The sequence below is a fragment of the Glycomyces mayteni genome (assembly GCF_042428885.1).
In the GTDB taxonomy this organism is placed as follows: Bacteria; Actinomycetota; Actinomycetes; order Mycobacteriales; family Micromonosporaceae; genus Glycomyces; species Glycomyces mayteni.
In genome coordinates, this window is sequence record NZ_JBHMBP010000001.1 from 456,326 (window position 1) to 480,629 (window position 24,304).

The window sequence follows — 24,304 nt, forward strand, 5'->3', positions numbered from 1 at the left end:
CCGCTTCGGAAGCGGGCCGGTGTCCCCCTCCGCGGCTAGACTTCGCTGCATGGCTGACCTGACCCACGTGGACCCGTCCGGCGCGGCCCGGATGGTCGACGTCTCCGGCAAGGACGTCTCGCAGCGCTCGGCGCTGGCGACCGGGCGGCTGCGCACGACCCCGGAGGTCGTGGCGGCGCTGCGGGCGAACTCCCTCGCGAAGGGCGACGCGCTCGCGACCGCGCGCATCGCGGGGATCATGGCCGCCAAGCGCACCCCTGACCTGGTGCCGCTGTGCCACCCGATCGGGATCAGCGGCGTGAAGGTCGACCTGACGGTGACCGACGAGGGCGTGGACATCGCCGCCCGCGTCAAGACCGCCGACCGCACCGGCGTCGAGATGGAGGCCCTGACGGCCGTGTCCGTGGCGGCGCTGACGCTGGTGGACATGGTCAAGGCCGTCGATCCGGCGGCCGTCATCTCTGATATCCGCGTCGAGGAGAAGCTCGGGGGGAAGACCGGCGCATGGCACAGGTGAACGTGACCGTGGTCGTCGCCTCGAACCGGGCGGCCGACGGGGTTTATCAAGACGAGTCGGGGCCGATCCTCGCCGACGGGTTCCGATCGCAGGGGTTCACCGTGACCGGGCCGGTCGTCGTCCACGACGGCGCCGAGGTCGGCGCGGCCCTGCGCGCGGCGGTCGCCGCGGGCGCGGACCTGGTGGTCACCTCCGGCGGGACCGGGCTCACCAGCCTCGACCTGACGCCGGACCAGACCAGCGAGGTCGTCGACTACGAGGTCCCCGGGATCGCCGAGGCGATCCGTGCGGCCGGGCTCGCGAAGACCCCGCACGCGGCGCTGTCGCGCGGGATCGCGGGCGTCGCCGGGCGCACCCTGATCGTCAACCTGGCCGGGTCGCGGGGCGCCGCGAAGGACGGCCTGGCCGTCCTCACCCGGGCCCTCATCGAGCACGCGGTCGCCCAGCTCCACGATGCCGATCACGACCGCGGCGACCATGGGAGGACAGCATGACCGACCCGATCACCTGGGCCGACGCCCGCGAGACCGCTTGGGCCGCAGGCTATGCCGCGAAACCGGCCCCTGCCGAGCTGTCGTTCGGGGAGGCCGCCGGGTCCGCGCTCGCCGCGCCCCTGACCGCGGTCTCCGACCTGCCCGCGTTCCCGACCTCCGCGGTCGACGGCTGGGCCGTCGCCGGGCCCGCGCCGTGGCGCATCGGCGGCGAGGTCCTCGCCGGGCAGGTCCCCGATGCGCTCGCTCCCGGTGCGGCCGTGAAGATCGCGACCGGCGCGCAGGTCCCCGAGGGCGCCGACAGCCTCATCCGCTTGGAGCACGGCACCGTCGCCGACGGCTACGTCGAAGGCCCCACCGCGCGCGAATGGCGCGAGGCCGGTGAGGAGGCGAGGCAGGGCGAGGAGCTCATGCCCGCGGGCACGCCCGTCACGCCGCCGGTGATCGGCCTGGCCGCCGCCGCGGGCCACCTGACGCTGCCCGCGCACGGGCGCCCGCGCGCCCGCGTCGTCGTCTTCGGCGACGAGCTGCTCACCAGCGGCGTCTCCGGCAAAGGCCGCATCCGCGACGCCCTCGGGCCGATGGTCCCGCACCTCCTCGTCGGCGCCGACGTCCAGGACGGCGTGGGTCCGGTCGAGGACACCCTCGAAGCGCACGTCGCCGCCCTGCGCGAGGCCCTCGCCGGCGCCGACGTCGTCTGCACCACCGGCGGGACCATGGTCGGCCCCGTCGACCACCTGCACGCCGCGCTCGCCGAGATCGGCGCCGAGTACGTGCTCAACACCGTCGCCGTCCGCCCAGGGTTCCCGATGCTCTTGGCGCGCACCGGGGACGGCAAGTTCATCGCCGGGCTCCCCGGCAACCCGCAGTCGGCCGTGATCGCGGTCGTCACGGTCGTCGCGCCGCTCCTGGCGGGCCTGCGCGGCCTGCCGCTGCCGCCGCTGCGCACCGTCGCGCTCGCCGAGGACGTGCCGGGCCGCGGCTCGTTCACGCACCTCGCGCTCGTCGACCCGGCCGGTCGGCGCCTCGCCCACCACGGGTCGGCGATGCTCCGCGGGCTCGCGGGCGCCGCCGGGTTCGCGGTGATCCCCCCTGACGGGGCCGCCGCCGCGGGCAGCACCGTCGCCCTCGCCACCGTCCCCGGAGTGTCGTCATGATCCGCGCCCGAGTCCTGGACGCCCCGCTCGACGTCGCCGAGCACGAGGCGGCCGTCGCTGCCGCCGAGGCGGGCGCGGTCGTCTCCTTCGCCGGGGTGGTCCGCAACCACGACCACGGCCGCGGCGTCCTGTCGCTGTCGTACGAGGGTCACCCGTCGGCGGGCGAGGAGCTGCGGCGCATCGCCGAGGAGGTCGCGGCGCGGCCGGGCGTGCGCGGCGTAGTCGTCTCGCACCGCGTCGGGGACCTGCGCATCGGCGACCCGGCGCTGGTCGCGGCGGTCGCGGCCGAGCACCGCAGGGAGGCGTTCGAGGCGTGCGCCGACCTCGTGGACGCGGTGAAGGCGCGGCTGGCGATCTGGAAGCACCAGTTCTTCGACGACGGCACCGACGAGTGGGTGAACTGCCCCTAGCCCTCGGGGTCGTCCTTCTTGCCGCCCATGGTCTTCACGAGGACCACGCCGAGTCCGACGAACAGGAGCAGGCCGAGGAGGATCGCGCCGAGCGCCGCGCCCGGGTCCGCGTCGCCTTCGGCCGCGGCGAGTGCGGCGTGGATCGTCTGCATTGCGCCATGATGCCACGGGCCCGGCCGGGCGCCGAGGGCGAAGCGGGACGGCGGGGGCGAACCGGCCGGCCGGTGGGTGGAGCGTCACACCGCGCACCCTGGGATACCGATCCAGTCACGGACCGTCACCGTCTTGCAGGGAATTGGCCCGGTTGGAGGAGATAGTACCGCTCACCCTCGTGTTGACGATCGCCGGAAGTTGTGGTGTGCTTACGTCCATGGTTGAACCGATCCGATGGGGAATCCTGGCGACCGGCGGAATCGCATCGACCTTTGTGGAAGATCTTGCCCTCCTCGACGATTGCCGCGTCACCGCTGTGGCCTCTCGATCGGCGGAGCGCGCCGCCGCGTTCGCCAAGAAGTACGACATCCCTCACGCGTGGGACTCCGTCCAGGCGCTCGCCGCCGACGACGAGGTCGACATCGTGTACGTCGCTACGCCCCACTCCCATCACTACCTGCCCACCCTCCGGCTCCTCGAAGCCGGCAAGCACGTCCTGTGCGAGAAGGCCTTCGCGTACAACGCGGCCCAGGCCCGCACCATGTTCGACGTGGCCCGCGAGCACCAGCGGTTCCTCATGGAGGCCATGTGGACCCGCTGCAACCCGGCGATCCGGGAGATGCGCCGGGCCATCCAGGAGGGCATGATCGGGGAGGTCGTGTCCGTCAACGGGAACTTCGCGATCTCCGGCGACATCCCGCCCTCGCACCGGCTCCGCAACCCCGAGCTCGCCGGGGGCGCCCTGCTCGACCTCGGCGTGTACCCGGTGACGCTGGCGCACTTGGCGCTCGGCGTGCCCGAGTCGGTGTCGGCCGTGGCCGTCATGGACGAGGTGACCGGCGTCGACGCGCAGACCGCGATCACGCTCCAGTACCCGAAGGCCGTCGCGCAGCTCATGTGCTCCTACCGCGGCGGGGCCGCGAACGAGGTCACGATCGCGGGCACCGAGGGCCGGATCGAGCTGCGGGACTACGCGTACCGGCCCAGCGGGTACACGCTGGTGCGGTACAACGAGCCGCCGCGCGAGTTCGAGGCCCCGTTCGTGGGCCACGGCTACGTCCACGAGGCGCTCGAAGTGCACCGCGCGCTGCGCCAGGGGCGGCTGGAGTCGACCCTCGTGCCGCCGCAGTCGACCCTTGAGGTCATGGAGATCCTCGACGAGGTGCGATCGGCCATCGGCCTGCGCTACCCCGGCGAGACCCACCCGAAGCAGTCGTAGGGCCCGGCCTTCGGGCCGGACCCCAAGCGCCCCTTAGTACTCGATCGCCTTCTGCGCTTCCGCGCGCTTGGCGACGATCCCGGCGTGCTTCTCGCGCAGCCACGCGACGCGCGCCTCCGCGTTCTCGATCGCGGTGTCCTCGGCCTGCTCGACGAGGATGCCGCGGCTCGCGGCCTCGTCGCGGAAGATCCGGTCCAGGTTCGGCAGGAGCGCCATGACGGGGCCGGTGAAGTACCCGGTCGCGGCCTCCTTCGTGAAGATCCAGCCCTTGTACTCGATCTCGCAGACGACCTGGCGGCGGCCCGCCTCGGGGTCGCGGATCGCGAGGTCGGCGACCATGGCCCACAGGGTGAAGATCGCGGAGGTGGCCTTCTCGGAGACCCAGCCGCGGCCCGGGACGGGCGGCAGGAGCGCCTCGATCGACTCGGTGAACGTGTCGGTCGAGAGCTTCTGGAGGATCCCGTCGAGCGAGCGGGTCCGGATCGCCTTCACCTTGTGCCACTTGGCGGTCCCGCCGTCGAAACCGACCTCCTTGGGGCCGATGTCGATGGTCCCGAAATTGTCGAGCAGGCCCAGGAGCATCCCGGTGCCGGTGGGGGGCTTGTTCCCGGAGGTGATGAGCTTCGCGAGGCTCCACTGCCACTCCTCCTGCACCGGCTGCGCGGGCAGCGGGAGGCGGGCGAGCAACTCCTCGAAGTCGCCCTCCTTGAAGGCGGACTTGGTGTTCGCGGCGAAGTCCACGGCCGCGTCGCGCTTCTGCACGGCGTAGCCGGTGACGCCGTCCACTTTGCCCTTGGCGAATCCCGTTGCGGCGTCGCGCTTCTCGCGGGCGCTCTCCACGCCGACGTCGACGACCATCTTCCCGGCGTCCTGGGCGCGCTGCTTCATCTGCTCCAGGCGGTCCTTCATTCCCATGCCAGCAAGATACCGGGGCGGGGCAACCGGGCGGTGACCCTGCGGCGCCGGGGGGAAGGCCGGGCCGCAGGGGCCTCAGCGGTCGAGGTTGTCGCGGGCGCGGTCGCGCAGGTGGTCGGGCATGTCGCGGTTGATCATGCCCATGACGTCGATCTTGTCGCCGACCAGGGCCTGCGCCATCTGCGCCATCTTCAGGGCGTGCGTGGCGGTGGCCTCCTGGATGAGGGCGGTGATCGTCGGGGCGAGGGACTGGCGCGCGCGCATCGCGTACTCGTCGATCCCGATCTCGGCGACCTTGCCGTCGGCGTCGAGCTTGACGCGGACGCGGCCGTCCTCGGAGAAGACCTCCACGGCCTCGGCGCCGAGCTGCTCGCTGAGCTCGTTGAACTTCGCGAGCATCGACTCGGCCTCGGCCTGCATCTGCTCCAGGCGCCGCATCATCGCTTCGGGGTCGGTCGGGCGTTCGCGGTCGCTCATCGGGACTCCTCGGGGTCGATGGGGGCGAGGCCGCCGCCGCCGAGGTCGTCGGGCGACAGCGGCATGCCCATGATCGCGCCGACGCGCTGCGCGAGGTCGGCCTGCGTGCGCCGGTCGGCGGCCCGGATCGTCTCGACGATGAGCTCGCCGAGCTCGACGCCGGACATCTGGTACGCGCTCATGCGCAGGTCCAGCTCCTTGATGTTGCCGGCGGCGCCGGTCACCACGCGGACCGCGCCGTCCTCGCTGACGGCCTCGCCTTCGAGCTCGACCGCGATGCGCTCGATCTCGCGGGCCTTACGCCGCATGTCCTCGGCCGGATCCTCCGGCATACCGCTCACCTCCCGGGGCAGGCGCGGCCGGTGGGTCGGCCGCGGCATCCCACGATGCTAACGGGAGGCTGCTACCACCTGTCACGGGTGTGAACAGGTTCGTCACTGGCGCGGTTTGGGGGGCTTCGCTATATTGACCAGAGTCCGCACTCCCCCCGTCGATCAGAGGTGTCCCATGGGTGAACCGGTAGGCGTCACGCCCGCCCAGCTCGAAACCGCCGAGCAGCAGCTCCGAGGCCAGCTCCCCGCCGCCCAGCAGCTCCAGGGCAAGGCCGACGACGACGGCCTCGACATGATGGCGTGGGGCGTCCCCGGCCTGTTCTTCTCCCCGGGCTACTACCAGATGCTCGGCGAGCTCCGCGAGATGTTCGAGATGCTCACCGCGGGCCTCGAAGGCCACGCCGGGCGCCTCAAGGACTGCCGCGAGACGTGGGAGACCGCGGACATGAACATCGCGAAGGACTTCAGCCAGTACCACCCCGAGGGCCTCGGCGGCTCCATCCAGTGGGGCGGCTCGACGTTCACCGACGGCGACGGCAACTTCCAGATGTTCGAGACCGCCGAGTCCAAGAAGCAGTCCTACGCCAAGCCGATCTTCGGCGCGATGGACACCGTCGAGAAGATCCAGAAGGTCGGCCGCGCCGAGAACGCCGGCGAGCTCATCGGCGCCGTCGCCGACGTCTCGAACTCCCTGCTCGGGACCCTCAACGACGTCGCCCAGGCGATCACCGACCCGCTCATGTTCCTCATCTCCGCGGGCCTGGACTTCCTCATCTCCCTCATCCAGCCCATCGACGACCTGGTCGGCATGGTCACCGGCAACGGCGAGCGCATGAACCAGGAGATCCAGCGCTGGGACCCGATCAAGGACGCGCTGCCGCCGATCGGCGAGGCCGTCGCGAAGGTCCCCGAGGAGATGCTCACCGGGTGGTCGGGCAAGGACGGCGACGCCGCCCGCGAGAAGATCGCCGAGTTCGCCGAGGCCGTCATCGACGTCGGCGACAAGATCCAGGTCATGCAGGGCCTCCTCCAGGTCACCGAGCTCATCGCGACCCTCATCCGCAAGACCCTCCTCGACATCGCCGGGAAGTGGGCCAGCCAGCAGATCATCACCTGGGCCGCGGCCGGGCCGCTCTCCGCCGTGACCTTCGGCGGCGCCGCCGTCGCCGCGATGATCAACTCGATCCGCTCCGCGATCCAGTCGATCGTCATGGCCATCAAGCGCTACAAGACCGCCGTCGACGCGTTCCTCCAGGCCAACACCATCCTCGGCCGCGTCGTCGAGACCCTCGGCAAGGCCGCCTCCCCGCTCGCCGAGGCCGGGATCAAGTTCGTCGGCGCCACCGGCAACATGGCCGGCGCGGGCGGGCCCTCCGACTCCTCCATCGTCGACGGGCTCAACGGCTAGTGGAGGCCGCCGGGCGCTCCTTCGGTGACCCGCGGGACGTCGACGACGCCCCGCGGGCCGCCTACCGCGACCGCGACGGGTGCCGCCACGAGGCGCCCGGCGCCCCGACCCTCCGCTTCGACACCGTCGAGGACTACCGCGCGGGCCGCTCCGCGCCCGCCGACCCCGGTCCCGGCTCGGGCCTCCTCGACGTCCTCGTGTGCACCGCGGCCACCGCCGACCGCACCGGCGTGCTCCTCCTCGACGGCGCCCCGGTCGCCGCCGGGGACGGCCGCTACCAGGTCGAGGTCGCCCCGGGCGCCCACCGGCTCGACGTCCAAGGGGCCGACGCCGCCAGCGCCGTGTTCACGCTCGCCGCAGGAGAGCGCGTCCACTTCACGACCGGCCAGGGCGTCGCCGTGCGCCACCAGGTCGACTACCGGACCCAGCTCTACCGGGTCCGCGACGCCTCCGACCTGCTCCCGGTCCTCGGCGGCCGCGCCGCGAACGTCTCGGGCGCGGGATGCCTCATCGCCGTCGTCGGCGCGATCGCCGTCGCCTTCGCAATGGTCGCGGTCCCGCTCTCCGACGGCGGCGCCTTCGCCGCGGTCGCGGGCGCGATCGGCGGCGTCGGCGGCCTCGTCCTCATCGGCGGCGCCGTCATGGGCATCCTCGCCACCCGCTCGCTCCACAAGCGCGCCAAGGCCAACCGCCTCGACTCGACCCGCACCGACGGCGGCGCGACCGCCTACCCGTCGCCGGAGGACGCGCGCGGCAAGGTCCAGGGGCTCCTGGTCGTGTTCGACCTGTTCCTGTACCGCCTGTCCCACGGCGCCGACGGCACACTGTCCTATGAGGGCACCGGCGAGGCGCTGGCCCTCGCCCACGCCGACGGCCTGCGAACCTGGATCGACGGCGCCGAGGTGCCGTGCGACTGGTCCGCCTGGCACTACCCGCTTGCCCCTGGGCCGCATGAGTTCCGGGTCGCCTACGGGGACGAGGCCTCGCTTCAGTTCACGGTCGAGGTGCCCGCCCACGGCGACGCAGCGGTGCTCCACGTCCCGGCCCGCGTCTTCCACATCTGGAACGGCACCGCCTTCGAGCCCCTGCCCGCACAACTCGCCCACCGGATCACCAAGCGCGCCAAAACGGCCGTGGGCCGCGCCTACCAGAACAACGCCGACCCTGATGACTGGGTCCCGCCGCGCATCTGGCCCGCCTGACTACTGGTGCCGCCGCCGCAGGTCCACACCGGACCCGTCGGCCAGACTGATCCGCCGGTAGAGCCCGGCGGGCTTGGTGCGCCGCAGGATCGCGGTCTTGCGGTACCGGTGGTCCTCGTCGTACGCGTACCGCTCCCGCGGGATCTCCAGCACCGTCTCAAGCGGGACGGGCCCGTCGATCTTCTTCTCTGTGCCCGTACCGCTCAGGAACTTCGTATAGCACCGTTTGACCGCCACGAACGCCACACGCTGGTCTGAGAGCACCCACCATCCTTTGCGCCGCAGTGCAGGCGTCACGAGTCGACCCATCATCGAGGCCCGGCCATCCCCGTGCAGGACCACCCCGGGTCCTTTGACGCGCTTGGTCTTCCCGCCGCCGCCGACGCTCGCTCCGCTGAGCCCGTCCGCGACGAATGCGAGCACGATCAGCATGACGACGGACCCGACGGTCCACAGCAGCACCAGCCCGATGGTCTTCCCGATGCGCTGAAGCGCCTGGCCGAGCGGCATTCGCGGCCGCGGCAGGCCCTCCATGACGGGAAGCTTCCAGACCGGCGCCCATTCGAGCAGCCGCTCGTCGGGCCGCACCCAGTTCGCATTGAGGACCCACTTGGCGTCGACCTTCAAGTCGACCTTGGGCGGGCGGTTCGCGGTCACTTTCCGTCCAGCTCCCCTTGGAGGTTCCCGAACTGCGACGCGACCTCGCCGTCGGCCGCCTCGTAGTCGGCCGCGCAGCCGCGGAGACTGCTTGCGCTCGTCGTGTGGGCCCCGGAGATGTTGCCGATGATCTCGACCATGCCGTTCCCGGCCTCCTGGTACTTCCCGGCGAACGCGACCCCAGGGAGACCCCAGGTCATCTCGGCGGCGGTGGCCTCGGCCGCCACGGTCTTGATCGCGTCGGTGTTGCCGTTGAGCCCTTCAAGGGCCCCGGCGGTCTGGACCAGCTCGTCGGGGTCGACCGTGACTCCGGCGCCCCCGCCGCGGCTGATCATGCTCCCGCCGTCCCCGCCGCCGCCGAGCGCGCCCCCGGCCAGCGGCAGCGCTCCGAGCCCGCCGGTGAGCGCGGCGGTCACGCCGGCCTTGGCGCCGAGGGCCGCCAGCATCCCGACCCAGTTGCCCAGGCCGCGTTTGAGGACCGGGTTGTCGAGCACGAACTTGCCCATCACTCCGAGGATCGCCTTGAAGATCCGGTTGCATTCGCTGAGCTTCTTGAAGCCGCGGCTGAACATCGAGAACGACTTGTACGCGGCCGAGAGCACGAACGCGGCCATCGAGGCCCCGAACGACCAGGCGCTGTTCATGAGCGCGATGAGGCCGCGCGTGATGAGCCATGCGACCAGCTCCGCGATGATCGACTTGATGACGTCGTAGATCGTCTCGGCCAGCAGCTCCGCCCAGCCGAGCAGCGTCTGCACGCCCGCGGCCTCGTTGGAAGCGGCCATGATCGACGCCTCGATGGCGGTGAGCTGCTCGAACGCGGCGTCCGAGGCGTCACCGGTCCAGGACCTGAGGTTCTCGTTCACCGCGGCGGCGTTCTCCTCCCGCAGCGCCCCGAGCGCGGTCGAGACCTGCCCCCAGACCTCCCCTTGCCGCTTCATCTCCTCGGGATCACCGGAGACCATGTAGAGCAGCTCGTTGAGCGGCTCGACGAGTTCGAGCACGATGCTCAGACCGGCTTGGGCCAGCGCGTAGATGGGGTCCTGGATCGCGAATGCCGCTTCGAGCGCGAGCCCGGCGATGTCCCCGGGGACGGCGGCGGCGGAGGCGAGCCGATCGTCCCCGGTCACCGCGGCGTAGATGTGGTCGGCCATCTTCTGCCCGCTCTTGACGACCGGCACGTCCTCGGCGATGTTGCGCAGCGTCCCGTCGGCTTCCGGGGTCGGGTACTGCGAGATGTCGGAGCCGTACTGCTCGGCGAGGTCGGACATGGCTCGGCTCCTAGAGAGGTCAGAGGTGCGCGTGGACGATCCAAGCTATCGCATCCGCGCCAGGGGCGTTCTGCCCCGGCGTTCGCGGGAAGTGAGGAAACCGGGGCCGGCGGCGGATCGCCACCGGCCCCGGTTCATGGTCTTGCCTTGCTATGCGTACGGGTCCTCGTTCTCGTTGCCGATGCCCCACACGTCTTCGTCTTCGGTGAGCCAGGTGCCGGTCTCGCCGTCCTCGCCGGGCCCGCCGTTCATGCCGCGGCCGCCGCCGGCGCCCATCATGCCGCCGCCCATGCCGCCCTTGCCCATGCCGCCGCCGCCGCGGCCCATGCCTCCGGGCCTGCGTCCGCCGGCGCCGGCGGCGCCTGCGCCGCCCTTCATGCCGCCGCCCGCGCCCATCATGCCCATGCCTCCGGCGCCCATGCCGCCGCCGAGGCCGCCACCCAGACCGCCGCCTGCGCCGCCGCCGGGAAGACCGCCACCGCCGCCGATGCCACCGCCGAGGCCGCCGCCACCGAGACCGCCGCCCAGGCCACCGCCGCCGCCGGCGAGACCACCCGAAGGCAGGTCGTCGGGGTCAGGCGTGCTCGGCGTCCACTGGTTGTCGTCGAGCCCGCCGGGGAGGTCGGACCCGCCGGGCAGATCCGTGCCGCCCGGCATGTCGGTGCCACCGGGGCCGTCCGGCAGGTTCGGCGTCGACGGCGTCACCGGCTTCATGCCGCCCGGAGGCTTCATGTCGCCGAGCCCGGGCGGGGACCCGCCACCGGGGGGCGAACCGCCGTCGAGGCCGCCGGGAGGCTCGGTGTCGCCGTTGTTGAACGCGGTCGGATCCGACTGCTTCGCCTCGGGCTTGATCTCCGAGACCGCCATATTGGTGTTGCTGGTGCGGTCCGTGATGTCCTCGTTGACCTGGGTCGCCTGCGCTTGCAGCTCATCCTGGCCGTCCGTGCCGAGGCTGTCGGTCGCGTCCTTGGCATACTCGTCGGCGCGGGCGCGGGCGAGCTCCTCGCCGCGCATCCCGTCCTCTTCGTATTCCGGGTACTGGTTCGTGTACTCGATGTACGCGTTGTACGTGTTCTCGCGCTCTTCCTGGACCTCGTCGACGATGGTGCTGTCGAACCCGGCCCACTCCATGGCGACCTTGGTCTCGTCGTCCGGGAAGACCTCGCACGCGGGGAAGTACGGCGGCCGGATGTGGATCTTGTGCGAGCACGCCGCGGCGTCTTCGAGGTGGAACTTCGGCGACGGGTAGGGGCACTCGTCCCCGCCCTGCTGCGCGAGGATCTCGTTGGCCTTGTCGGTCAGGTTCTTGACCGCACCGCCGTTGCCGTCGGCGCCGACGATGTCGTCGACGACCTTCTTGCAGTTCTTGATGACCGTCTGGACCTGCTCCTCGAAGGCGTCGTAGTCGTCGCCCTCCCAGTCCGCGGACAGGGTCGTGAGACCGGTTTCGAGGTCAGCGGGAATGTCGAGGAACGTCGTGGAGACGGACTTCCACTTGTCGCTGATGGTGAGGATCGCGTAGTCGTCGGGGCTGCTCGGGCGGAGCGAGGCGACGAGCGACTGAACCGACTCGCCGTTCGGCAGGGCGTAGTCCTGGATCGTGCGCGACGGGCGGATGTTCGCCGTTGCCTGCTCCCCCTTGGGAACAGCCGACATGAGTTTGAGCCAGGCCTCCTCAGACGGGTCCACCGTCTTCGCGGTGCACTCGCTGAGACCGCAGCTGGGGGTCTTCATCAACTCGTTGATCCGGGCCTGGATCGCCGAGTTCGACTTCCCCTCGGCGGCATCGCCGTAGTCTTCTTTCTCGAATTCTTCTGCCATTGCTAGAGCCCGCTCTCTTTCTTAGCGAGGAGGTCCGCGAAGGTCGTCGGCATGTAGTCGCTGAGGACCCAGTCGCTGTAATCCGCGTCGGTGAAGGGGTAGACCGGATCGGCCCCGTCTGCGGCCGCAGGGTCGTTCGTGTAGTCGGTGAACACGTAGAACACGATGTCGCCCGTGCGGACGATGGCGCTGAAGACGAACCGGGTGCTGGAGGTACCGACGTGGTAGTAGCTCTCGTCCCAGTCGCCTTCGATCTCGCCTTCCTGCACGTCCGCGTACTCGGTGCCACCGGTCTCCAGCGCGGTCTTCAGCTGGTCGACGCGCTCACCGAAGTTCTCGGTCGCCTCAGAGTCCGACTCCCACGGGGCCACACCGACATCGATGTTCGCGTCACCGGTGAAGTCCCTGCCCTGCTTGGTGTAGACCGCGACGGTCGCCATGTTGGCGGTGCAGTTGAACGCCTCGCCGTCGACACCGCCCGGGATGTCGCTGGACTGGAGTCCGTTCGCGCCCCAGTCCTGGAGGCCCATGAACTCCTGGAAGGCCGCATTGTCGCCGAGCGCCTCGCAGCCGTCCCACTCGGCCATCACGCCGTACGAGCTGGAACCGGAACTGCCGCCGCCGTCGGGGTTGTTCGTGCCGTTCTCGCCGGGGACCGGGGGTTCGTTGCCGCCGCAGCCGGTCAGCAGGAGACCGGCGGCGCCCGCGACGGCGAGGCCCCGGATCAGGGTCAGGTTTCGGGTCACGTTGATGGATCCTCTCTGTCGGTCGCCCGGTTGCCGGCTGACCACTGTCACAGCTGGTTGTCGAAGTTCTGGTCGCTGACGTCGTCGGTGTCCTCGTGCGTCTTGGCCGAGTCTTCGAGGGTGGTGATGATGCCGTCGAGGGATTCGCGGAGGGCCTGGAGGTTGTTCCAGGTGGTCTCGTGGAATGTCGTGTAGGTCTGCGCGGCCTGCTGGGAGCCGTCCAGCATCCCGAACGCGGGCAGCTTGCCGAGGGGCTGCCCGTTCCGCATCTGGGCGATGATCTCGTCCTCGAGCTTGTCCAACTGAGCCTGGACGGTTCGCTGGTAGGCGCGCAGCGCTTCTGGATCGACCTTCGGCATCGCAATTCCTGTCTGTGAGTTCAGTACCTGCGGTACGGTCCCCCGACGTGCGGTCGGACTCCATCGCGCGAGGACGCGATAGGCACGTGCGGAATCGGGGCGCTGCCTGGCGTCCTTCGGGGGGATTACGCGGGTCTCGGCGGTAAGTTCACGGTTCAGGTTAGCAGGGGTGTGCAAACCGTGCGCCTTTGAACAACAGGGCCATTACGCATTGTGACCGCAGTTCGCAATAGCCAGAAACGGGTCGGAATCAGGCGTAGAGGTCGTCGCCGTCGGTGAGGCGGAGGATGTCGGTGGCGGTCTGCTGGTCGACGACGCCGCCGTTGTCGATGGCGGACTGAAGGCCCGCGCGGAGGCCGTAGAGGGTGCCGCGGAGGTACTGGAGGTTGCGCCAGGTGGTGGCGTGGAAGTCGGCGTACTCGGCGGCGGCGTGCTCGGTCGCGCCGGGCGAGGAGCCGAAGGCGGGGGCCTTCTTCAGGGCGCCGTCGCGCAGGGACGGGACGATGTCGTTCTCCAGCTCGTCGATGAGGTCGCCGAGGAACTGCCGGTAGCGTTCGAGTGCGGCGGGGTCGAAGGCGCGGTTGGCCATTCGGGGCTCCTTGTCTAGGCGTAGGGGTCGTCGTCCTCGTTGACGAAGCCCCACATGTTCGCGTCCTCGACCAGGTCGACGTCGGGTTCGCGCTCCTTGTCGTCCGCGGGCGCGCCGCGCCCGGCGGCGCCCGGGGCGCCCATGACGGGGACGCCGCCGCGGGGTGCGGCGGCGCTCGCGGCGCCCGCGACGGTTCCGGCGGCGGCAGCGCCGAGGACCGCGGCCTCCCTGCCGCCGTTGGAGACCGGGGCCGCCGCGGCGGGGGCGGCGAAGCCGCCGTCGAACGGGGACGCGCCGGTTCCGGTGCCGCCGCTCGCGAGGCCGCCGGTCGTCCCGTCGTCCTCGGCGGGCTCCTGGCCGGCGTCGTCGGCGGGCGGCTCGCCCGCGGGCGGGTCCAGGGACGGGTCCTCGGTGGCGCGGGGGGAGGAGGTCCCGGCGGGCTGGTCCATCGGCGGGGGTTCAAGGTCCATGTAGGCGGGGTCGGCGGCGGCCGGGTAGGGCTTGTCGCTGCGGACGGTCCGCACGGACCGCGCCTCGCCGTCGGTGTCGGCGCCGCGCTGGGCGACGTCCTCGTCGATCTCGGACTGGCGGGCGTCGTAGGCGCCCCAGCTCTGGTCGACGAGGGTCCCGTAGTGCTCGACGGCGTCGACGACGGCCAGCTCCTTGGCCTCCTCGACAGTGAGGCCCTTCGCGGGGTCGAGGCCCTCGCGCTCGATGTTGACGGGGCTGGAGTAGTAGTCGACGTAGTGGACGATCCGCTCGTCGATGTAGTCGATGACCTCGGTGGCGAGCTCGGGTTCGGCGCCGCCGAGGGCGAGGACGTGCTCGGCGTCCTGGCAGGTGTACTCGATGCAGTCGCCGTGCCACCACGCGGGCCGGACGTGGACGGACACCCAGCTGTGCCATTCGCCGTCGATCCAGAACTGCGGTGCGGGGTAGGGGATCTCGCCGGAGTCGCCGCCCTGGATCGCGTACAGGGCGTCCTCGGTCGTCTGGAGGCTCGCGACCGTCGCGTCCACGTCGTCGATGAGGTCCTCGACGAGGTCGCGGGTCTGGCCGCAGGCGGTCTCGAACGCGTCGAAGTCGCTGCCGGACCAGCCTTCGGCGAGGTCGGCGAGGTTGGAGCGGATGCGCTCGGACCAGTCGGCGAGGCGACCGGAGACGTCGTCGGTCCAGGCGCCGCGCAGGCGCGCGAGCGAGTGGGCGTCGGCCTGCGCGGGGCGGACCGCGGCGACGGCGTCCCGGAAGTCGGCCTCGGTCGGGTACGCCATCCCTGACGCCTTGGGGCGCAGGCGGAACAGTTGACGCTCGACGGGGACGGCCGACACGAGCCGCTGCCAGCCCGGTTCCGAGGGGTGCGCGGTCGCGTTGGCGCACGCGGGGTTCGAGCAGCCGGGGCGCACGGCGACGATCGCCTCGTCGGGCTGGGTCTCGATGTCGGGAGCGGGCGCGACGGACCCGAACGCGGGGGCGGCCGCGGCCGGGGCGGCAGGGTCGAGGCCCTGGTACGAGTCGTTGTCGCTCATCGATACTCACCTCGCGAGGGGACGGGTGGCCGGTCCCCCTCACGGTACCAACTGGAGGCCCTGCGTGACAGCACTCAACGGCGCGGGGGCGGGACGGCCGCGGCCGGGGCCGGGACGATGCGGGTCTTAACCGCCGTTCGACCGGCTCGGGGCCGGTGGACCGGTCGGGCGCGTGGTCCTCCCACAGGTCGAGCAGCGAGTCGGGGAGGCCGAGGGCGGGCCCGCCGCTGTCGGGGAGCTGGCCGCCGCCGGGGGTCATGGCGGCGACGTTGGCGCCGTAGACGAGGAATCCGTCGAGCATGTCGGCGAGGCCGGCCTCGGCGATGTCGAGCGGTTCGACGGGGCTGCCCTGGGCCTTCTGGTATCCGAAGGTGATGGCGGTGAGGCCGCCGGCGAGGTCGGCGCAGCCGGCGGAGACGGCGGCGAGGGACGCCTCGAAGCGCTTCATGGAGGCGGCGAGGCCGGTGGCGACGGATTGGGCGCCGGCCATGACCGCGGGGGCGCCGGGGGCGGTGAGGGCGCCCGCGAGTGCGGTGAGGTAGGCGGCGAGGAACGCGTCCATGACGACGGTGCAGGCGGTGAGGAACAGCCAGTAGACGGTGAGCATGACGGCGAACGCGAGGAGCTGGGCGCCGATGAGGAACGCGGTGACGGCGAGCTGCTGGAGCTGGGCTTTGACGCTGGCGGCGGAGGCGCGGAAGGCGTCGGCGTCGGCGCCGCTCCAGTTGCCGTCGTCGACGGTGTCGACCTCGGCTTGGAGGGCGTCGGCGGCGGCGGTGTTCTTCTCGGCCAGGGAGACCCAGGCTCCGGCGGCTTTGAGGACGTCGCCGGGGTTGCACTGGTTGAGGTAGATGCCGGTGGCCATGGACTGGACGGCGGGGCCGAAGACGAGGGCGGGCGGGGCGATGGCGACGGCGCAGGACTTGATGACGCCGTTGTAGTAGGGGGACATCTCCTCCCCTGCGTGGTAGAGGCTCTGGCCGGTGGGCATGCGGCGGCTCCCTCAGTTGCCGCCGAACGCCCGGGCGGAGGCGTCGTCGGCGTCGGTCATGTCCTGGGCGCAGGCGTCGAGGGCGTCGCGCATCCGGCGGAAGCCTTCGGCGGCTCCGGCCATGGACTCGGTGACGGTGGCGGTCGCGAGGGAGTACGCGGCGGCCATCGGGAGGGCGACGGTGGCGTGGAGGCTCCGGTCCACGGCGCTGAGGGCGGGGAGGTCCTCGTTCGCGGATTCGAGGACGGGGACGATGTTGGCGTCGATGCCCTCGCCGAGTCGGCGGACGAACTCGGGGTCGAAGATCCGGGTCATGCGCGTCCTGCCTTCCTCTGGAGTGCCTCGTTGGCCTTGCTGATGCCGTCGAGGATGCGGCCGGTGGCCTCGCCGGCGCGTGCGGCGTCCTCTCCGGCATTGTCGATCGTCGCCGCCACTTGGTCGGGGAGGCCGGCGCGGGCGCGGTCTTCGGCGAGGCGGCGGACCTCGTCGCGGGCGCGGGCGATGAGGCCGGTGAGGGCCTCGCCGAGGCCGTCGATGCCGCGGTCGCGGGCGGCGGGTCCGATCCAGACCCCGGCGACGGCGCGTTCGGAGCTGGAGGTGACGGAGCAGTCGCCTTCGTCGGTGAAGATCTCGGCGGTGAGGACCTCGCGGGCGGGTTCGGCGCGGGCGGTCTGGGCGGCGCGCATGGCGTTGAGGACGCCGTCGAGGCGGTTGGCGATGGCGCGGTCGAACTCGGGGTCGCGGCTGAGGGTGTCGCGGGGGGCCTCGATGCCCAGGCGCCCGCGCACTGCGGCGGCGAAGTCCTCGTAGCCGCCGGTGGCGGCGGCCTGCCGGAGGCCGGTGACGGCGTCGATGCCCGCGGCGAGGTTCCCGTCGGCTTCGGCGCCGGGGCGGGGCAGGGTCCCGGCGAGTTCAACGACGAGCTTGGCGAGGGCGGCGGGCGGCTGGCCGAAGCCGGCGGCGGTGATCTGGACGGTGATGCGGCCGTCGGACACGCGGAGCGTCACGTGCTCGTCGAGGTCGGTGAGGACCCGGTCGGCGTCGGTCACAGTCGCGGCTCGCTTCACTGGAGGTCACTCCGAGGATAGCGAACCGCGCTCACAGTGACCGGGCGCGTTTCGGGCGGCCTGGGGTTCAGGCGGTGCGGTCGGCCCCGGTCTCGGCGTGGCCGTTCTCCAGGGGCCAGACGGTGGCCTCGACGGAGCCGACGAGTTCGAGCGGTCCGACGAGGGAGGCGGTGCGGGCGACGGTGAAGTCGTCGAGGGCGAGGAGGCTGATGCCGCCGCGGCTCTGGGCGACGGCGGCGTAGAACGCGCCGGTGCCCTTGTCCTGGAAGACCCAGCCGGGGCGGGTGTCGGTGGGGATGGTGGGGACGCCGGGGCGGGTCGCGGGGAGGCTCCCGGTGGAGGTGAGGTCGGGCGCGTACGGCGACTGGGGCGCTTGGCGCGGCTCGGGCGCGTACTGGTGCGGCTGGTCCTGCGGGTCGGGTTCCACGGGCGTCTCCGTGTAGTCGGGGATCTGGTAGCGGGTCGGGTCGCCGGAGACCGGGATCGGCGGCGGGGTCGCGTGGTGGTCGGGGACGGCGATGAGGGTGCGCATCTCGATCTTCCCGGCGACGAAGCTGACGAGCCACAGCCCGGCGGCGAGGGCGAGGAGGTCCACGCCCACGGCGAGGAGTACCCGCAGGTTCGCGTTCAAACCGGTGCCGAACTGCGCCAGGGAGAACAGTCCGGCGGCGAGGGCGAAGACGACGAGTCCGGCGAGGGCGCCGGTCATGACGGCGGGGCGGCCGAGGCGGGGGGCGGGGGCGGAGGGCCACTTCTCGGAGGCGCGGACGCCGCCGAGGGCCGCGGCGGAGAGCGCGGCCACCGCGAGACCGGCGACGGCGAAGGCGACGGCCGCGGCGGTGAGCCGGCCGGCGATGTCGTCGATGTAGTCCATGGTGGTCTCCGCGAGGTCGGCGCACGGCCGTGGGGCCGGCGGATCGGGCTGGCCCGTGAGGGCTGTCGGGCTCTATTGTGCGGTGCCGCTTGAGCGTAGGGCACCCGGCTCTCCCAGTTTAGTGTCGGATTGCCGACACGGAGTGATCGCGCCCATCGGATTGATACTTCCCGGCTTATCTGTTTCAGTTGCGGTTGTCCGGTCCCGTGGTCGCTCTTCGAGCCGACGAAGGTGCGTTCCGTCAGGGGTCCGGCATATGATGAGGGCAGACCCCGCAATGGGTTGGGAGACAAGAAACATGAGTGAAAATTGCGTTACGTGAGGTTCTAGTGGCTCGTGTGACGAAAGGATGGGACTGATGACTGTGAGAGAGACACTCTGGACGGTGGCCGCGCACGCCCAAGCCGGCGCCGAGATCAACACGCAGGGGATCATCGGGTTCTTCCTGTCCAAGATCGCCCCGATCCTCCTGGCCATCCTCGGCCTCATCTTCATCGCCCGGGCGAACAAGGGCGAGGTCAGCCGCGTCCTCACCTCGTCCACGATCGCGATCATCGGGATCGCGTTCATCGCGGGCGCGGTGGTCCTGGTCGCCGTCGGCGGCGGCCTGGTCGACGTGCTGTTCAGCCAAGAGGACTAGCATCCCGCATCGCCCCTTAGAGGAAGGCCGGACGGAGGACGCCCATGCGCTTGCGCACCGACGACGACATCTACCGTGCCCGCCTGCTGTACCTCGGCCCCCCCGGGTACACCCTCCCCGTCCACCTCCCGTACGGGCAGTACGGCGCGTTCGCCGCGCTGCTGGCGCTGTTCATGTTCATCCGCTGGGCCTTCACCGGCGACGTCGACCTGTTCCCCGCCATCGAGATCTCCCTCGCCCTCGTGACGACCTCGCTGATCTTCCGCTACGTCGACGCCGACCGGCCCGCGACCACCGTCCTGCGCACCCTGCTCACCGACTGGAAGCACACGCGCGACTCCGGCCACGAGGTCCGCGTCCCGGCGTTCACGACCCGTTCGATCCGCCTGCGGCCCACGCTCGTGGAGCCCGTCCGAACTGAGGAGCGCCTATGAGCGGCGAGGACCGCCGTCAGCCCGTCGCCAAGTTCTCCGCCCCCCGGCCGCCCGCGCCGGTGCGGGACCGGGAGCGGCCGTCCGGCGACCTGGGCGACGACGCGACCGCCCTCGCGGACGCGGTCTTTCGCGGTGAACCCGCGAAGGCGCGCCCCCAGAGCGAGCCGCAGCGACCGCAGGCGCCGCAGGAGCCCCGCCAGCAGTCCCCAGTGGAGTCCGTGCGACACGCGTCGCCACCTGCATCGACGGCACCGCCGTCGACCACTCCTCCACAGGGTCGTACACAGGGTTATCCACAGAATCAGGGAAGTTATCCACAGGGGTATCCACAGCGTTACGCACCGGCTCCCACCAGCGGGAATCCACAGGGTTATCCACAGCGCAACGGAAGTTATCCACAGCAGGGCCCGAGTTATCCACAGGGTGCTGACCAGGGTCACCGGCCCTCCGCCGCAGGTGGCAGAGGTGCGTCCGCGACCCGCCCGCAGGCTCGCCAAACCGGGACACAACGGGTGCCCGGCCAGGACCTCGTCCCGGTCCGGCCTTCCCGCAAGGAAGCCGTCGCCGTCCCAGCCGGGGACGCGAAGCCGACCCGCGTCAAGCCGATCGGCGCGCAGAAGGAGCGCCAGCCGCTCCGGGAGCTGAGTCTCACCGAGATCGCCGGGCACGCCACGTTCACGCCCGCGTCCGTCACCGCCTGGTACAAGCTGCCCGGCGTGCGCTGGTCCTTCCGGCCCGACCTCGAACGCGAGGCGCTCATCGTCGCCATCGCCGAGCAGTACGCGGGCCTCGCGGGCATGCGCGTCCACCTGCGCCGCACCACCCGGCCGTTCCCGGCCGACCAGTGGGCCCGCACCGTCGACAAGCACACCGCGCGGCCGCTGCGCACCGTCCCGGGCGGCACGAGCTGGGCCGACCACCTCGTGGCCGCCCAGCGCCACCTCCAGCAGCTCTCCCACGCCGAGGGCGAGACGTTCCTCGGCATCACGTTCTCCCGGCGCGGCGCGTTCGACCAGGTCGGCGAGAAGGTCGGCCGCATGTTCGGCCGCGGCACCAAGCTCTCCGAGCGCGAGAAGATCGAGAAGCGCTCCCTCCAGTTCGACGAGGTCCTCGGGTCCTTCGGCGTGCGCGCCCGCCGCGCCACCACCGCCGAGCTCGAATGGCTCGTCTACCGGTCCGTCGCCCTCGGCATGGAGCCGCCGCGCCTGCTCTCGGGCTCCGACGACGACTGGGAGCCCGGCGACGTCCTCGCCCTCACCGAGTCGATCGAGCGGTACCGCAGCCCCTACGGGTCCACGGTGAAGCTCGTCAATCGCCTCACCGGCGAGGAGAAGCACACCGCGGTCCTCACCGTCGGCCGCATGGAGGAGCTGGAGATTCCCCAGCGCCACGAGCCGTGGCTGCACTTCCACGAGCGCTGCCCCTGGCCCGTCGAGCTGTCCAGCCGCATCGACATCCTCGGCGCGGGCGAGGCGTTCCGCGACCTCGACCACCGGCTCCGCCTCATCCGGAGCCAGCAGCGCGACTACGACGAGCACGCCATGGACGCCCCGCCGGAGCTCCAGCGCCTCGCCGAGCGCGCGCTCGGCGTCGGCGACGAGATGACCACCGGCCTGCCCATCGACGCCGCGCGCGCCCACGGCTGGCACCGCCTCGCCGTCACCGCCGACACGAAGGAGGAGTGCCTGGAGCGCGCCCGCACGCTCATGCAGATGTACCAGCGGGACATGCGCATCAGCCTCCAGCACCCGAAGAACCAGGACTGGCTCGCCCGCGAGTTCATCCCCGGCGAGCCGGTCGCCCAGACCGGGTACGTCCGCCGCATGCCCGTCAAACTCATGTCCGCGGCCATGCCGCAGGCCGCGTCCGTCGTCGGCGACCGCCGCGGCGACCTCATCGGACGGACCGCGGGCACCTCCCGCAGCCCCGTCTTCCTCGACCTGCACTTCGCCACCGAGGTCCGCGAGAAGTCCGGCCTGTCCGTGTTCGTCGCCGAGCCCGGCGGCGGCAAGTCCACGCTCATGGGCGCCATCGGCTACCTCGCGGCCCGCCGAGGCGTCCAGGTCACGCTCCTGGACCCCTCGGGGCCCCTCGCGAAGCTCTGCGAGATGCCCGAGCTCAAGCCGTTCTCGCGCGTGCTCAACCTGACCGGCTCCGAGTACGGGACGCTCGCGCCCTACGCGCTCATCCCGTCCCCGCGCCGCGAGCACTACGCCGACTCGCCCGACGGGCAGCGCGAGTACGACATCGCCGTCTCCAACGCCCGCTCCGAGCGGCGCATGCTCGTCCAGGACATCTGCTCGATGCTCCTGCCGCCGCAGGTCCAGCGCGAGGCGAGCACCGCCCGCCTCCTGCGCCACGCCGCCCGCCACGTCCCCGCCGAGGAGGACTCGGCCCTCGAAGACCTCGTCGAGTCCCTCCAGGACGCCGAGGACCACGTCACCGGCGACGGCGCCGAACTCGCCGCGCTCCTGCTCGACACCGCCGAGATGCCGCTCGCGAAACTGTTCTTCGGCACGCCCGACAAGGGCGTCCTGGAGGACGACACCGCGCTCACCGTCATCACCATGTCCGGGCTGCGCCTGCCCGACCTCGGCATCGAACGCGAGTACTGGTCCGCCGAGGAGGCCCTGGCGCTGCCGATGCTCCACACCGCGCACCGCCTCGCCGTCCGCCGCGCCTACGGCGGCGACATGCACCGCCGCAAGCTCGTCGGTCTCGACGAAGCCCACTTCATGGAGGGCTGGAAGTCCGGCCGCTCGTTCCTGGTGCGCCTCGCCCGCGACTCCCGCAAATGGAACCTCGCGGCGCTCGTCGCCTCCCAGAACCCGAAGGACATCCTCGGACTCGACGTCCAGAACCTCGTCTCGACCGTGTTCGTCGGCCGCATCGCCGAGGACGCGACGATCGCCGAGGAGGCCCTCAAGCTGCTGCGCGTGCCCACCGGGGTCGGGTACGAGTCGGTCCTCGCGTCCCTCTCCGAAGTGGACGCCTCGGAGACCCGCAAGCTCCCCTACCGCGAGTTCGTCATGCGCGACGTCGACGGCCGCGTCCAGCGCATCCGCGCCGACTTCGGCTGGGTCCGCGGCCTCCTCGACTACCTGAACACCACCCCCGGGGAGGACCAGTGACCGACCCCTCCGCCCACGACCTCGCCCCTCCCGCCCGCGCCTGGCGGCGCGCCGGGGGCCGGGCCGCCCGCATCCTCGTCGCGCTGGCCGCGGCGCTGGGCGCCCTGGTGCTGACGCCGGGGACGGCCGGGGCGCAGGGGGACGAGGGGTGCTCGGACTACGAGTGGCACACGTACTGGTCCCAGTGCATCGAGGAACTCCCCGACGCCCAGGAGCTCCCGTGCGAGGCGGCACCCCAACCCGCCTCGCCCGACTCCGGCATGGCCGGCTGGTTCGCCGAGCCCTCCAACCTCGACAAGAGCGAGGGCATCGGCACCTACAGCGCCTACGGCTACGCCGGATACCAGCTGCCCATGTACGGCTCCCAGCAGATGAGCGTGGGCGGCCAATGCGTGGAATCGGTCTCGATCCCCAACGGCGCCGACACCGCGAACGCCCTCGCCAACATGGAGTTCAACCTGTCGGTCGCCACCGTCGGCGCCGCGAACTCGATGCGCCAGGCCGCGTGGGAGCCCGACACCATGTGGGGCTGGTCGAACCGCTTCATGGAGCAAGGCACCGAAGTCCTCTACCGCCAGATCTTCACCGTCTTCGGCGCCGTCACGGTCGGCCTCATCGGCCTGTACCTGCTGTGGCGCTCTCGCCAGGCGGACATGAACAACGCGGTCACCACTGTGGCGTGGGCTGTTCTCATCCTGGTCCTGGTCACGGCCGTCGTACGTTGGCCGGTAAAAGCCGCGGAGTACACCGACAAGGCGCTGACCATCGGCATGGACCTCAGCACGGTCCTCATCGCCGATGACACCGCCGACGGCTGCGCCCGCATCCCCGGTGTCGACCAGGACCGCTACGACGAGCTCAAAGAGCTCAACGGCGACGACTTCTGCATCGACACCCGTTCGGCCGCCGTCACCGCCTCCGACACCGTCTCCGGCCAGGTGCTGTACCAGAACTGGCTGCGGACGATGCTCGGCCAGAGCGAAGAGGTCAAGTTCCGCGAGCGCAACGGCGAGGTCGTCGAGGACGAAGAGGGCAACCCCGTCGTCACCGAGTCGAACACCGCCTACAAGTACGGCCCGGCGCTGTTCGCAGCCCAGGCGCTGTCATGGCAGGAGAACGAAGAAGCCGAGGACCCCGGTACCCGGAACGACCTCATCGCCGAGAAGCAGGAACTCTGGCAGGGCCTGGTCGCGCAGATCCAGACCGAGGACCCCGAGGCCTACGCGAACATCAGCGGCCAGCGCGCCTGGGAGCGGACCGGCACCGGCCTGCTCGCGCTGCTGACCGCGATCTTCTTCTCGCTGTTCGACCTCACCGCGTCGATCCTCATCATCCTGGGCTTCATGATCGTGCGGTTCGCGATCGTGGCCCTGCCGATCATCGGCACCATCGCGCTGCTCCGCCCCGCGGGCGGCCCGTTCAAGCGACTGGTGAACACGGTCCTGGGCGCGATCATCAACGTTGCGATCTTCTCCCTCGCGGCGGTCATCTACATATGGGCGTCGAGCCGCATCCTCCAGACCGCCATGCCCGTGTGGCTGCAAGTGGTCATGATCGGGCTTCTCGGCGTCGCCGCCTGGCTGCTCCTCAGACCGGGCAGACGCATCGCGGGCCTGGTCGGCGGCAGCGGCCCGGCCGACGCGTTCCTCGGCCGCCGCGTCAGCGGCTCGGACCAGAGCGCCGAGCGCGAACGCGAGCTGGAGCGCGCCCGGCAGCGCCGGGACGACGCCCGCCCCGAGGAGACCTCGGATACCGTGCGCCCCAATCCGCGCGGCAAGCCGAGCGACTCGCTGCCCGAGCAGCAGAGCACCCCGGACAAGTCCGCGAGCTCGACGAGCGGATCGGGATCGAGCACGTCCTCCGGGGGCGGCGCCTCCGGTGGTGGAGAGGTCTACCGGCCTGCGAGAAGGGAATGAC

At 71.4% G+C, this 24,304-nt stretch carries 25 protein-coding genes and 1 pseudogene; 11 read left to right on the top strand and 15 right to left on the bottom strand.

The window, feature by feature from the left end:
- The first annotated feature begins 49 nt into the window (after positions 1–49).
- From moaC to ACFFXY_RS02175, 4 genes are read left to right on the top strand one after another with little or no spacing between them, the layout of a single operon-like run.
- A complete protein-coding gene (gene moaC / locus ACFFXY_RS02160) occupies positions 50–517 on the top strand; it encodes a cyclic pyranopterin monophosphate synthase MoaC (RefSeq protein ID WP_382345426.1) in 468 nt (155 codons plus the stop codon).
- The gene (locus ACFFXY_RS02165; RefSeq protein WP_382345428.1) at positions 505–1,011 is read left to right on the top strand and encodes a MogA/MoaB family molybdenum cofactor biosynthesis protein; all 507 of its coding nucleotides are present in this window, start codon (positions 505–507) and stop codon (positions 1,009–1,011) included. Before moaC ends, ACFFXY_RS02165 begins: the two co-directional genes overlap by 13 nt.
- A complete protein-coding gene (locus ACFFXY_RS02170; RefSeq protein WP_382345430.1) occupies positions 1,008–2,165 on the top strand; it encodes a molybdopterin molybdotransferase MoeA in 1,158 nt (385 codons plus the stop codon). The genes ACFFXY_RS02165 and ACFFXY_RS02170 overlap by 4 nt, the downstream gene beginning before the upstream one ends.
- Positions 2,162–2,575 carry a molybdenum cofactor biosynthesis protein MoaE gene (locus tag ACFFXY_RS02175; RefSeq protein ID WP_382345432.1) on the top strand — a complete coding sequence of 138 codons (414 nt, stop codon included), beginning with the start codon at positions 2,162–2,164 and terminating at the stop codon, positions 2,573–2,575. Before ACFFXY_RS02170 ends, ACFFXY_RS02175 begins: the two co-directional genes overlap by 4 nt.
- On the opposite strand, the gene ACFFXY_RS02180 is transcribed toward ACFFXY_RS02175, so the two are convergent.
- The gene (locus tag ACFFXY_RS02180; protein ID WP_382345434.1) at positions 2,572–2,727 is read right to left on the bottom strand and encodes a hypothetical protein; all 156 of its coding nucleotides are present in this window, start codon (positions 2,725–2,727) and stop codon (positions 2,572–2,574) included. The two genes, ACFFXY_RS02175 and ACFFXY_RS02180, sit on opposite strands and share 4 nt — an antisense overlap.
- 218 nt (positions 2,728–2,945) lie before the next feature.
- Here ACFFXY_RS02180 and ACFFXY_RS02185 point away from each other — a divergent pair, with 218 nt between their 5' ends.
- On the top strand, positions 2,946–3,947 hold the full coding sequence (locus ACFFXY_RS02185) for a Gfo/Idh/MocA family protein (protein WP_382345436.1): 1,002 nt from the start codon (positions 2,946–2,948) through the stop codon (positions 3,945–3,947).
- A 33-nt stretch (positions 3,948–3,980) separates the two neighbouring features.
- Here the strand turns inward: ACFFXY_RS02185 and ACFFXY_RS02190 are convergent, their stop codons facing one another.
- The 3 genes from ACFFXY_RS02190 to ACFFXY_RS02200 form a co-directional block, all read right to left on the bottom strand.
- Complete coding sequence (locus ACFFXY_RS02190) at positions 3,981–4,862, bottom strand: hypothetical protein (RefSeq protein ID WP_382345438.1); 882 nt, start codon at positions 4,860–4,862, stop codon at positions 3,981–3,983.
- Between the two features lie 75 nt (positions 4,863–4,937).
- Positions 4,938–5,339, bottom strand: coding sequence for a YbaB/EbfC family nucleoid-associated protein (locus tag ACFFXY_RS02195; RefSeq protein WP_382345440.1), 402 nt, complete (start codon positions 5,337–5,339; stop codon positions 4,938–4,940).
- Positions 5,336–5,671: a YbaB/EbfC family nucleoid-associated protein gene (locus ACFFXY_RS02200; protein ID WP_382345442.1), complete on the bottom strand. Its 336-nt coding sequence runs from the start codon at positions 5,669–5,671 to the stop codon at positions 5,336–5,338. Before ACFFXY_RS02200 ends, ACFFXY_RS02195 begins: the two co-directional genes overlap by 4 nt.
- Positions 5,672–5,846: 175 nt before the next feature.
- On the opposite strand from ACFFXY_RS02200, the gene ACFFXY_RS02205 reads away from it, so the two are divergent.
- Positions 5,847–7,079 carry a hypothetical protein gene (locus ACFFXY_RS02205; RefSeq protein ID WP_382345444.1) on the top strand — a complete coding sequence of 411 codons (1,233 nt, stop codon included), beginning with the start codon at positions 5,847–5,849 and terminating at the stop codon, positions 7,077–7,079.
- The gene (locus ACFFXY_RS02210; RefSeq protein WP_382345446.1) at positions 7,079–8,281 is read left to right on the top strand and encodes a hypothetical protein; all 1,203 of its coding nucleotides are present in this window, start codon (positions 7,079–7,081) and stop codon (positions 8,279–8,281) included. Before ACFFXY_RS02205 ends, ACFFXY_RS02210 begins: the two co-directional genes overlap by 1 nt.
- Here the strand turns inward: ACFFXY_RS02210 and ACFFXY_RS02215 are convergent, their stop codons facing one another.
- The 11 genes and pseudogenes from ACFFXY_RS02215 to ACFFXY_RS02260 all read right to left on the bottom strand — a co-directional run bounded on the left by ACFFXY_RS02215 (position 8,282) and on the right by ACFFXY_RS02260 (position 18,182).
- On the bottom strand, positions 8,282–8,938 hold the full coding sequence (locus tag ACFFXY_RS02215; protein ID WP_382345448.1) for a hypothetical protein: 657 nt from the start codon (positions 8,936–8,938) through the stop codon (positions 8,282–8,284). It abuts the gene before it with no gap.
- Positions 8,935–10,209, bottom strand: a complete 1,275-nt coding sequence (locus ACFFXY_RS02220; RefSeq protein ID WP_382345450.1) for a hypothetical protein — start codon at positions 10,207–10,209, stop codon at positions 8,935–8,937. Before ACFFXY_RS02220 ends, ACFFXY_RS02215 begins: the two co-directional genes overlap by 4 nt.
- A gap of 150 nt (positions 10,210–10,359) precedes the next feature.
- Complete coding sequence (locus ACFFXY_RS02225; RefSeq protein ID WP_382345452.1) at positions 10,360–12,030, bottom strand: hypothetical protein; 1,671 nt, start codon at positions 12,028–12,030, stop codon at positions 10,360–10,362.
- Between the two features lie 2 nt (positions 12,031–12,032).
- Positions 12,033–12,776: a hypothetical protein gene (locus tag ACFFXY_RS02230; RefSeq protein ID WP_382345454.1), complete on the bottom strand. Its 744-nt coding sequence runs from the start codon at positions 12,774–12,776 to the stop codon at positions 12,033–12,035.
- A gap of 47 nt (positions 12,777–12,823) precedes the next feature.
- Positions 12,824–13,135 (bottom strand): DUF2563 family protein, encoded by a 312-nt coding sequence (locus ACFFXY_RS02235; RefSeq protein ID WP_382345456.1) that lies wholly within the window; start codon positions 13,133–13,135, stop codon positions 12,824–12,826.
- 250 nt (positions 13,136–13,385) lie between these two features.
- On the bottom strand, positions 13,386–13,724 hold the full coding sequence (locus tag ACFFXY_RS02240; RefSeq protein ID WP_382345458.1) for a hypothetical protein: 339 nt from the start codon (positions 13,722–13,724) through the stop codon (positions 13,386–13,388).
- 14 nt (positions 13,725–13,738) lie between these two features.
- A complete protein-coding gene (locus tag ACFFXY_RS02245; protein WP_382345460.1) occupies positions 13,739–15,250 on the bottom strand; it encodes a WXG100 family type VII secretion target in 1,512 nt (503 codons plus the stop codon).
- 622 nt (positions 15,251–15,872) lie between these two features.
- Positions 15,873–16,241, bottom strand: a pseudogene (locus ACFFXY_RS25395) (PPE domain-containing protein); the annotation flags it as partial.
- A gap of 12 nt (positions 16,242–16,253) precedes the next feature.
- A complete protein-coding gene (locus tag ACFFXY_RS02250) occupies positions 16,254–16,556 on the bottom strand; it encodes a hypothetical protein (RefSeq protein WP_382345462.1) in 303 nt (100 codons plus the stop codon).
- Positions 16,553–17,308 carry a hypothetical protein gene (locus tag ACFFXY_RS02255; RefSeq protein ID WP_382345464.1) on the bottom strand — a complete coding sequence of 252 codons (756 nt, stop codon included), beginning with the start codon at positions 17,306–17,308 and terminating at the stop codon, positions 16,553–16,555. The genes ACFFXY_RS02250 and ACFFXY_RS02255 overlap by 4 nt, the downstream gene beginning before the upstream one ends.
- 67 nt (positions 17,309–17,375) lie before the next feature.
- Positions 17,376–18,182 carry a hypothetical protein gene (locus tag ACFFXY_RS02260; protein ID WP_382345466.1) on the bottom strand — a complete coding sequence of 269 codons (807 nt, stop codon included), beginning with the start codon at positions 18,180–18,182 and terminating at the stop codon, positions 17,376–17,378.
- A gap of 358 nt (positions 18,183–18,540) precedes the next feature.
- On the opposite strand from ACFFXY_RS02260, the gene ACFFXY_RS02265 reads away from it, so the two are divergent.
- Genes ACFFXY_RS02265 through ACFFXY_RS02280 form a run of 4 tightly spaced genes read left to right on the top strand, consistent with a single transcriptional unit; the run spans position 18,541 to position 24,303 of the window.
- Positions 18,541–18,822 carry a hypothetical protein gene (locus ACFFXY_RS02265; protein WP_106363021.1) on the top strand — a complete coding sequence of 94 codons (282 nt, stop codon included), beginning with the start codon at positions 18,541–18,543 and terminating at the stop codon, positions 18,820–18,822.
- Between the two features lie 44 nt (positions 18,823–18,866).
- Positions 18,867–19,256 (top strand): hypothetical protein, encoded by a 390-nt coding sequence (locus tag ACFFXY_RS02270; protein WP_359946098.1) that lies wholly within the window; start codon positions 18,867–18,869, stop codon positions 19,254–19,256.
- On the top strand, positions 19,253–22,387 hold the full coding sequence (locus ACFFXY_RS02275) for an ATP-binding protein (RefSeq protein WP_382345468.1): 3,135 nt from the start codon (positions 19,253–19,255) through the stop codon (positions 22,385–22,387). Before ACFFXY_RS02270 ends, ACFFXY_RS02275 begins: the two co-directional genes overlap by 4 nt.
- Positions 22,384–24,303, top strand: coding sequence for a hypothetical protein (locus ACFFXY_RS02280; RefSeq protein ID WP_382345470.1), 1,920 nt, complete (start codon positions 22,384–22,386; stop codon positions 24,301–24,303). Before ACFFXY_RS02275 ends, ACFFXY_RS02280 begins: the two co-directional genes overlap by 4 nt.
- The last annotated feature ends 1 nt before the right edge of the window (position 24,304 follow it).